This is a genomic window from Streptomyces longispororuber (genome assembly GCF_014656095.1).
In the GTDB taxonomy this organism is placed as follows: Bacteria; Actinomycetota; Actinomycetes; order Streptomycetales; family Streptomycetaceae; genus Streptomyces; species Streptomyces longispororuber.
Map to the genome: position 1 here is coordinate 1 of NZ_BNBT01000223.1, position 9,854 is coordinate 9,854.

A 9,854-nucleotide genomic window follows, 5' to 3' on the forward strand; every position below is an offset into this window, starting at 1 on the left:
CGCGGCGAGCACCCGGTCGCCCAGCGGCTGCGGCGCGCGCAGGGCGCCGTACAGCAGGCCGCGCACCCGGCGGCGGACCACGACCGGCACGGCGAGCACCGCGCGCAGCCCCTCCGCCGCGACGGCGCCGTCGTACTCGTGGCTGATGTGCCGGGCGGAGCTGTAGTCGGTGACGGCGCACGGCCGGGTGAGGGCGAGCGCCTTGCCGCCGAGGCCGTGGCCCGCGCCGATGCCGAGGCCGCTCAGGGCGTGCGTACCGGTGCCGCTGAGCTCGCGGATCCGCAGGCGCGGGGCGCCGTCGGCGTCCGCGTCGACGAGGCCGCCGAAGGCCACGGGCAGGCCGGTCGCGCGCCGCAGCCGTACCAGCGCGGCCCGTACGTCCCCCGCCCCACCCGCGCCCGCAGCCGTCACACGCCCGCCCTCCACCGCACGCCACCCCCGTCCGGGGGTGGTGAGACCCACGTCACGAACTCCACGATGGTACGGACGCCGCACCGGCGGCGGAACCCGACCGCCGAGCCGCGGTCCGGCGGCGGAACACGTGGAAGACGAGGTGCGCGGATGACGGTGACGGAGACGGGGACGGGGACGGGCGACGGCACGGAGGGGTTCCGGGCCGCCCGGGACTTCCTGCTGCGCCACCGCGAGGACTACGCGGCCGCGTACGAGGGGTTCGTCTGGCCGCGTCCGGAGCGGTTCAACTGGGCCCTGGACTGGTTCGACGTCATCGCCGACGGCAACGACCGCACGGCGCTGCACATCGTCGAGGAGGACGGCACCGAGACCCGGCTGTCCTTCGCCGCCCTCGCGCGGCGCTCGAACCAGGCCGCCAACTGGCTGCGCGGGCTAGGTGTCCGGGCCGGGGACCGCGTCGTCGTCATGCTGGGCAACCAGGCCGAGCTGTGGGAGGTCGCGCTCGCCGCGATGAAGCTGCGCGCCGTGGTGATCCCGGCGACGCCGCTGCTCGGCCCGGCGGACCTGCGCGACCGGATCGAGCGCGGCCGGGCCCGGCACGTGGTGGTGCGGGCCGAGGACACCGCCAAGTTCGACGCGGTGCCGGGGGAGTACACGCGGATCGTGGTCGGCGCGCCCGCGCCCGCGACGGCGGACGGTGGCGCGTCCGAGGCGCCGGGCGGCGGCTGGGTGTCGTACGACGGCGTCGACGGCGCCCCGGCCGCCTACACGCCCGACGGCGAGACCCGTGCCGACGACCCGCTCATGCTGTACTTCACCTCCGGCACCACCGCCCGGCCCAAGCTCGTCGAGCACACCCACGTGTCGTACCCCGTGGGGCACCTGGCGACGATGTACTGGATCGGCCTCAAACCCGGTGACGTGCACCTGAACATCTCCTCGCCGGGCTGGGCCAAGCACGCCTGGTCCAACCTGTTCGCGCCGTGGAACGCGGAGGCGACGGTCTTCATCCACAACTACACCCGCTTCGACGCCGGCCGCCTGATGCGCGAGATGGACCGCGCGGGCGTCACCAGCTTCTGCGCGCCGCCCACGGTGTGGCGCATGCTCATCCAGGCCGACCTGACGCAGCTCGGGACGGTGCCGCGCGAGGTCGTGGCCGCCGGGGAGCCGCTGAACCCGGAGGTCATCGAGCGGGTGCGGAGCGACTGGGGCGTGACCATCCGCGACGGCTTCGGGCAGACCGAGACCGCCGTGCAGGTCGCCAACACCCCCGGCCAGGTGCTCAAGCCCGGCTCCATGGGGCGGCCCACGCCCGGCTTCGCCGTCACGCTGCTCGACCCGGTCACCGGCGAACCCGGCGTCCAGGAGGGCGAGATCGCCCTCGACCTGTCCGCCGCCCCGGTGGGTCTGATGGCCGGTTACCACGGCGACCCGGAGCGCACCGCCGAGGCCATGGCGGGCGGCTACTACCGCACCGGCGACATCGGCGCGCGCGACGCCGACGGCTACCTCACGTACGTGGGCCGGCGGGACGACGTCTTCAAGGCCTCCGACTACAAGATCTCGCCCTTCGAGCTGGAGAGCGCGCTCCTCGAACACGAGGCGGTTGCGGAGGCCGCGGTCGTGCCCGCGCCGGACCCGGTCCGCCTCGCGGTGCCCAAGGCGTACGTCGTCCTTGCGGAGGGGTATGAGCCGGGGCCCGACACCGCCAAGGTGCTCTTCGAGCACTCGCGGGCCGTCCTCGCGCCCTACAAGCGCGTGCGCCGCCTGGAGTTCGGCGCGCTGCCCAAGACGGTCTCCGGCAAGATCCGCCGGATCGAACTGCGTGAGGCGACGGCCGCGGGGTCGGACGCCGAGTACCGCGAGGAGGACTTCCGATGAGCTCCCGCTCCAGCTCCGGCTCCGGCTCCAGCTCCGGCTCCGGCTCCGGCTCCGGCTCCGCCAGGACACCGGGCGCCGCCGAGCCGTCGTACGCGCACGGCACCGGCACCACGCCCCTGCTCGGGGACACCATCGGGCGCAACCTCGACCGGTCCGTGGCGACCTGGCCCGGCCGGGACGCCCTCGTCGACGTGCCGTCCGGCAGGCGCTGGACGTACGCGGAGTTCGGCGCCGCCGTCGACGAGGTGGCGCGGGCCCTGCTCGCCGCGGACGTCGCCAAGGGCGACCGGGTCGGCATCTGGGCCGTCAACTGCGCCGAATGGGTCCTCGTCCAGTACGCCACCGCACGCGTCGGGGCCGTCCTGGTGAACATCAACCCCGCCTACCGGTCGCACGAGCTGGCGTACGTCCTGAAGCAGGCGGGTGTCTCGGTCCTCGTCGCCTCGCAGACGCACAAGTCCAGCGACTACCGCGCGATGGTCGAGCAGGTCCGCGCCGCGTGCCCGGACCTGCGGCGGGTCTGCTACATCGGCGACGCCTCGTGGGACGAGCTGCTGACCGGGGCCGCGGCCGTCGCACCGGACCAACTGGACCACCGCGAAGCGGAGTTGAGCTGCGACGACCCGGTCAACATCCAGTACACCTCGGGTACGACCGGCTTCCCCAAGGGCGCCACCCTCTCCCACCACAACATCCTCAACAACGGCTACTGGGTGGGCCGCACCGTCGGCTACACCGAGGCGGACCGCGTCTGCCTGCCCGTGCCCTTCTACCACTGCTTCGGCATGGTCATGGGCAACCTCGCCGCCACCTCCCACGGCGCCTGCGTCGTCATCCCGGCACCGTCCTTCGACCCCGTCGCCACGCTGCGCGCCGTCGAACACGAGCGGTGCACGTCGCTGTACGGGGTGCCGACGATGTTCATCGCCGAGCTGAACCTCGCCGACTTCGCCTCGTACGACCTGTCGTCGCTGCGCACCGGGATCATGGCCGGGTCGCCGTGCCCCGTGGAGGTGATGAAGCGGGTCGTGGCCGAGATGCACATGGAGCAGGTCTCCATCTGCTACGGCATGACCGAGACGTCCCCCGTCTCCACGCAGACCCGCATGGACGACGACCTGGAGCGCCGCACCGCCACGGTCGGCCGCGTCCTGCCGCACATCGAGGTCAAGGTCGTCGACCCCGCGACCGGCGTCACGCTGCCGCGCGGCACCTCCGGCGAACTGTGCACCCGGGGCTACAGCGTGATGCTCGGCTACTGGCAGGAGCCCGAGCGGACCGCCGAGGTCATCGACGCCGGGCGCTGGATGCACACCGGGGACCTCGCGGTCATGCGCGACGACGGCTACGTCCAGATCGTCGGCCGCATCAAGGACATGATCATCCGGGGCGGCGAGAACATCTATCCGCGCGAGATCGAGGAGTTCCTGTACGGACACCCGAAGATCGCGGACGTGCAGGTGGTCGGGGTACCGGACGAACGGTACGGGGAGGTGCCGCTGGCCTGCGTCATCCTCCGCGAGGGCGCGGAGCCGCTCACCCTCGCGGAGCTGCGCGCCTTCTGCGAGGGGCGGCTGGCGCACTACAAGGTGCCGGCGGGGCTGCGGATTGTGGAGGACTTTCCCATGACGGTGTCGGGGAAGGTACGGAAGGTGGAGCTGAGGGAGCGGTTCGGCTGAGGCCGGCCTCCGGCGGGGCTGGGGCTTGGCCTGCGGCGGGGCTGTGGGTGCGGCTGGGGCGGGGCTGTGGGTGCTTGGCCTGCGGCCGGGCTGTGGCTGGGGCTGCGGCCAGGTTGCGGCTGGGCCTGTGGCGGGCTGTGGCTGGGCCGGGCGGCGGTGGGGCTGCGGCCGGGCTGCGGTTTGGCCTGCGGCTGGGCTGCGCCCTGCGCCTGTGGCGGGGTTGCGGCTTGGCCTGGGGCCGGGTGGGGTTACGCCTGTGGCAGGGCTGGGTGAGTGGTTCGGCGGCGCTGTCGCGGCGTGTTTGCCCACCCGCCCGCCCCTGCTGGCTTGGTGACGGGGTTGGGCCTGGGGCTGAGGCTTGGCCTGTGGCCGGGCTGGGGTTGGGGCTGCGGCCTGTGCTTGTGGCCGGGCTGCGGATTGGTCTGGGGTGCGGGTGCGGCTTGGCCTGCTGCCGGGCTGAGGTTACGCCTGTGGCGGGGCTGGGTGAGTGGTTCGGCGGCGCTGTCGCGGCGTGTTTGCCCACCCGCCCGCCCCTCCCGCCTTGGTGACGGGGTTGGGCCTGCGGCCGGGCTGCGGTGGTGCTGTATCCGGGCTGGGCTTGCGGCCGGCTACGGGTGGGCTGCACGCGTGGGACCTGCGGTGAGGCTGCGTCCGGGGTGGGGGGGCGGCTGGGCCTGCATGGTCCGGTGGGTTGTGTCTGGGGCTTGGGTGGGAGGTGTGGGTGTGGTTGGAGCGCGGCTGTGGTGGGGGTTCGGGTGCGGGTGGGTGGTGGTTTGCGCCGCTGTCGCGGCGCGTTTCCCACCCACCCACCCGTGACGCCCCGGTAGCACAGGCTCAGCCTGGGACCCTGCCCCCGGCGGAACCCGGGTTGTGAAGCCTGAGTGGTCATGGGTGGGTGGATGGTTGCCGCGTTGGGTTGGTTGGGGTGGGTGGGGTTCGCGGGGTGTGTGGTCGGGCTGGGGTTGCATAGCTGGGTGGTCATGGATGGGTAGGTGGGAGAGGTATTGCGAGGTGGGGCCGGGGGGGTGGTTGCCGTGGTGGGTTGGTTGGGGTGCGTGGAGTTCGTGGGGTGCGTGGTCGGGCTGGGGATGTGTAGTTGGGTGGTCATGGGCGGGTGGGTGGGTGAGGCGTTGCGAGGTGGGGCCGGGGGTGTCTGGCGGGGCGGGGCGGTCGCCGCGTTGGGTTGGCTGGGGTGGGTGGGGTTCGCGGGGTGTGTGGTCGGGTTGGGGTTGCGTAGCTGGGTGGTCATGGGTGGGTGGGTGGGAGAGGCGTTTCGTGGTGGGGCCGGGGGTGTGTGGTCGGGCCCGGGCTGTGGAGCTTGGGTGGTCATGGGCGGGTGGGTGGGAGAGGCTTTGCGTGGTGCGGCCGAGGGTGCGTGGCGGGGCGGGGCGGCTTCGCCGGGGCCGGTGGAGTTCGCCTGGTGAGCCGTCAGGCCGGGCCCGCGCAGCAGGGCGTGGGTGGGCAGGGCCGCCCGCCGGGTGGAGAGGCCAGGCCCGCCGGAGGCCGGGCTAGCGCCGCCGCATGGCGAACGCCCGCGCCGCCTCGTTCAACGCCTGCGGCACCCCACTCAGCGGAATACGGAACAGCGGCACCGCCAGCTCCAGGGCGCGCCCGCGAGCCGCGGGAGTGAAGTCGCACAGGGCGAAGCACACGCACAGCGCCTCACGCGTGAGAGCCGTGAGCCACGCGCACTCCAGGTCCCGCAGCGACGCGGGCCGCGCCGACGGCTCCACGTGCGCGACCACACCCCGCGCGGTGAGCCGCGCCCCGGACGGCGGCCGGCCGTCACGCCCGGCCTCGGCGTCGGCCACGTCCGCGTAGCCGAGCCAGCGCAGGTACAGCGCGGCCGTGGTCACGGCGTCCCGCGCGCTGCGCACCGGCACGGGCCGGAACAGCCCCGGCTCCGGCCCCCGCCCCGGCCCCGGTGCCGGTCCCGCGCCGAGCCCGCCCTCCGGCGTCAGGCCGAGCCCCACCTCCGGTGCCACCCCGTGGCTCCCGCCCGGCTCCGGTTCCGGCCCCGCGCCATGGCCCCGCCCGGCCTGGGGCCCCAGGCCGCGGCCCGGCCCCGGCCCCGAGCCCTCGGGCAGGACCGGTATCCGCAGCACCGTTCCGCACGCGCACCCCAGTTCCGGCCGCGGCCAGTCCGTGGCGCGGCCGCAGGAGCCGCACCGTACCGTCACCCAGTCGTCCGCCCAGCTCCGCTCGGTGACCGGCGTGGGCGCGGTGCCGTGCGCGACGGGCGGTACGACGGGCGCGCCACAGGCACAGGGGAACGCCGGGGGCGCGTACGCCTGCTCATGGCGGCACACCGGGCAGCGCACCGGGAATCCGTCCGTCGTCATCACCCTCACCGCCTCGCCGTCACCCCGACACCCGTGGCCGCACCACCCCGCCGCGCCCGGGGCCGCCCGGCACCCGTCACCGCGCGACCCCGCCCCACGACCACACAGGCTGGTGCCCGGTCCCCGTAGCCGTACAGCCCTGCGCCCATGGTCGTACGGGACGCGACGACCCCGATACGCGATTTTGAGCTTCGGCCCGGCCGCCGTCCCTTGACGCCCCTTCCGTTCCCTCATACATTGCTTCCGTATAACAGAATCAATATTCCACAATGCGGAAAAGTCGAGGCCGGGGTAGGCGACGGAACCACGGAACCCACGGAACCCCTGGACCCCCCGAACCCCGACCCCGAACCCCCTCAGGAAGAACACCTCACGGCCGCAAGGCCAGCCAACCGCAGGACCGGACCTCACAGCTCGCCGCGGGGCGCGACGGGAGCGGAGAATCCGCCGGCCGGAGCAGGAGAACTCAATGGCTCGTATGACCGCCGCCCGCGCGGCAGTTGAGATCCTCAAGCGGGAGGGCGTCACCGACGCGTTCGGTGTGCCGGGTGCCGCGATCAACCCCTTCTACAAGGCGCTGAAGGAGGGCGGCGGCATCGACCACACGCTCGCCCGCCACGTCGAGGGCGCCTCGCACATGGCCGAGGGCTACACCCGGGCCCGGCCGGGCAACATCGGCGTCTGCATCGGCACGTCGGGCCCGGCGGGCACCGACATGATCACGGGCCTCTACTCGGCGATCGGCGACTCGATCCCGATCCTGTGCATCACCGGGCAGGCGCCCACGAGCGTGATCCACAAGGAGGACTTCCAGGCCGTCGACATCGCCTCCATCGCCAAGCCCGTCACGAAGATGGCCGTGACGGTCCTGGAGGCGGCGCAGGTGCCGGGCGTCTTCCAGCAGGCGTTCCACCTGATGCGCTCCGGCCGCCCCGGCCCCGTGCTCATCGACCTGCCCATCGACGTCCAGCTCGCCGAGATCGAGTTCGACCCGGAGACGTACGAGCCGCTGCCGGTCTACAAGCCCGCCGCGAGCCGCGCCCAGATCGAGAAGGCCATCGGCTTCCTGCTGGAGTCGGAGCGCCCGCTGATCGTCGCCGGCGGCGGCATCATCAACGCGGACGCGTGTGAACTCCTGGTGGAATTCGCCGAGTTGACCGGGACCCCGGTCATCCCGACCCTCATGGGCTGGGGCGCCATCCCCGACGACCACGAGCTGAACGCGGGCATGGTCGGCCTCCAGACCTCGCACCGCTACGGCAACGCCACCTTCCTGGAGTCCGACTTCGTCCTCGGCATCGGCAACCGCTGGGCCAACCGCCACACCGGCTACAAGCTGGACGTCTACCGCCAGGGCCGCACGTTCGTGCACGTCGACATCGACCCGACCCAGATCGGCAAGATCTTCGCGCCGGACTACGGCATCGCCTCCGATGCCAAGGCGGCCTTGGAGCTGTTCGTCGAGGTCGCCCGCGAGCTGAAGGCCGCGGGCCGGCTGCCCGACCGCACCGCGTGGATCGCCGCGGGCCAGGAGCGCAAGGCGACCCTGCTGCGCCGCACCCACTTCGACGACATCCCCATGAAGCCGCAGCGCGTCTACGAGGAGATGAACAAGGCCTTCGGTCCCGAGACACGGTACGTGTCCACGATCGGCCTCTCGCAGATCGCGGGCGCGCAGATGCTGCACGTCTACCAGCCCCGCCACTGGATCAACTGCGGCCAGGCGGGCCCCCTCGGCTGGACCATCCCCGCCGCGCTCGGCGTCGCGAAGGCGGACCCGGAGGGCCAGGTCGTCGCGCTCTCCGGCGACTACGACTTCCAGTTCCTCATCGAGGAGCTGGCCGTCGGCGCCCAGCACCGCATCCCGTACGTCCACGTCCTGGTGAACAACTCCTACCTGGGCCTGATCCGCCAGGCCCAGGCCGGTCTCGACATCAACTTCCAGGTCAACCTGGAGTTCGAGAACGTCAACTCGCCGGAGCTCGGCGTCTACGGCGTCGACCACGTCAAGGTCGCCGAGGGCCTCGGCTGCAAGGCGATCCGCGTGACCGACCCGAACGAACTCGGCGCCGCCTTCGAGCAGGCCAAGAAGCTGGCCGAGGAGTACCGCGTCCCGGTCGTCGTCGAGGCCATCCTGGAGCGGATCACCAACATCGCGATGAGCCGCACGGCCGACATCAGCGACGTCACCGAGTTCGAGGACATCGCCACCGAACCGTGGCACGCGCCCAGCGCCATCAAGACGCTGAAGGCCTGAGACCCGGCCGGACGGCTCGGGCGACCCGGACTCAGCGGGTCGTTCGCGTCCTTCCGTGCGGATGCGGACGACAGGGGCGGCTCACCCTCGCGGGCGAGCCGCCCCTGTGGCGCACGCCGCCCCGCCCGGCGGTCCGGCGGCTCACCGCACCCAGCCGTGGTACTCACGCCCGCCATGGGGAGCCCCGCGCGCCGGGCGCGCGGCCTGCTCCTCGTGGTTCAGGACGGCGGACGCCGCGCGCACGAGCCAGGTGTTGACGGACAGCCCCTCGTGGTCGGCGGCGACTTCGATCTGCGCCTTCAACTCCTCGGACGTCCGGAAGTTGACCCGCGCCACGGCCCCGTCCCGGTCCACCGGCGCGGTCGGCGGGACGGGCGGGAGCGGTGGCACCACCGGCGGCCCGGGCAGGGGCGCCACCGCGTGGCCCGGCCGGTCCTCGGCAGGGGGCGGTGTCACGGCGAAGTCGGGCTCGCGCCCACGCATCCGCAGTTCGACCGTGCCGGGTGCCAGCTCCCGGCTGATCTCGTCGGCGGCCGCCGCCAGTACGTCGAGCAGCACCATCCGAATCGCGGGGGAGAGCGGGGCGGCGAGGCGCGCGACGAGTTCCCGGGTCCGCGGGTCGCCCGCCCCCGCGGCGGTGATCAGCTCGCGCCGCAGGTCGTCCACGTACCGCCCGAGTTCCATGACCGCCATCCTCGCCGCGCCACGGGGCCGGGGGCAAGTCACGCTCGCCGGGCGGGGGTTCCCGCTCCGCGCCCGCCGAGAGGCCCCGGTCGCCAAGTCTCGTGTGGTGCCATGATGGCGTCCAGAAGGGGGTGTTGGTCCGGTCGTCATGTCCATCGCTGTGCGCCAATATGGCGTCTTCTTCGGTACGAGAAACCTCCTCTTACCTGCTCTGATCTCCAACATCCCTGTCTCTTGGCCTAGTTGTCGCCGTCGAGGCGGTTGTGAGTGGCGCCAAAGCCGTGCCAGTATGGCGCTATGAAGCTGACGCCTTACACCGGCAGCCTCCGCGACGAGTTCCTCTCCGTGGCCGACGCCGTCGGCGACGAGGCCGTCGAGGTGGCGGAGCGCGTCGCACCGCTCCTCGAGACGGTGTCCAGGCTCGTGTTCCTGAACGCCCTGTCGACGGCCGCCGACACGATCTCGCGGGACCTCGCGCCCGGCACCGTCGACCTGCGGCTGCGCGGCCTCGACCCGGGGTTCGTGGTGACGCGGCCCCCCGGGGCGGCCCCCGGCCCCGGCCCGGCCGCGGCGGCCGGGGCCGCGCCGTCGCCC

General features: G+C 73.1%; 6 protein-coding genes and 1 pseudogene. 4 read left to right on the forward strand and 3 right to left on the reverse strand.

Annotation, left to right across the window (positions count from 1 at the left end; all coding sequences use genetic code 11):
* The coding region (locus IE330_RS36200) for a GAF domain-containing protein (RefSeq protein WP_190140429.1) at positions 1-411 on the reverse strand (411 nt) is incomplete at its 3' end.
* Positions 412-561: 150 nt separating this feature from the next.
* Between IE330_RS36200 and IE330_RS36205 the strand changes: the two genes are divergently transcribed.
* On the forward strand, positions 562-2,298 hold the full coding sequence (locus tag IE330_RS36205; RefSeq protein ID WP_190140430.1) for an AMP-binding protein: 1,737 nt from the start codon (positions 562-564) through the stop codon (positions 2,296-2,298).
* Entirely contained in the window at positions 2,295-3,977 is a 1,683-nt protein-coding gene (locus IE330_RS36210; RefSeq protein WP_190140431.1) for an AMP-binding protein, read from the forward strand. The genes IE330_RS36205 and IE330_RS36210 overlap by 4 nt, the downstream gene beginning before the upstream one ends.
* Positions 3,978-5,485: 1,508 nt before the next feature.
* On the opposite strand, the gene IE330_RS36215 is transcribed toward IE330_RS36210, so the two are convergent.
* Complete coding sequence (locus IE330_RS36215) at positions 5,486-6,319, reverse strand: hypothetical protein (RefSeq protein ID WP_190140432.1); 834 nt, start codon at positions 6,317-6,319, stop codon at positions 5,486-5,488.
* A gap of 478 nt (positions 6,320-6,797) precedes the next feature.
* On the opposite strand from IE330_RS36215, the gene gcl reads away from it, so the two are divergent.
* Entirely contained in the window at positions 6,798-8,576 is a 1,779-nt protein-coding gene (gene gcl / locus IE330_RS36220; protein ID WP_190140434.1) for a glyoxylate carboligase, read from the forward strand.
* A gap of 141 nt (positions 8,577-8,717) precedes the next feature.
* Here gcl and IE330_RS36225 read toward each other — a convergent pair whose 3' ends face one another.
* Complete coding sequence (locus IE330_RS36225; protein ID WP_190140433.1) at positions 8,718-9,260, reverse strand: toxin-antitoxin system HicB family antitoxin; 543 nt, start codon at positions 9,258-9,260, stop codon at positions 8,718-8,720.
* Between the two features lie 297 nt (positions 9,261-9,557).
* Between IE330_RS36225 and IE330_RS36230 the strand changes: the two are divergent.
* Positions 9,558-9,854 (forward strand): annotated as a pseudogene (locus tag IE330_RS36230) (hypothetical protein); the annotation flags it as partial.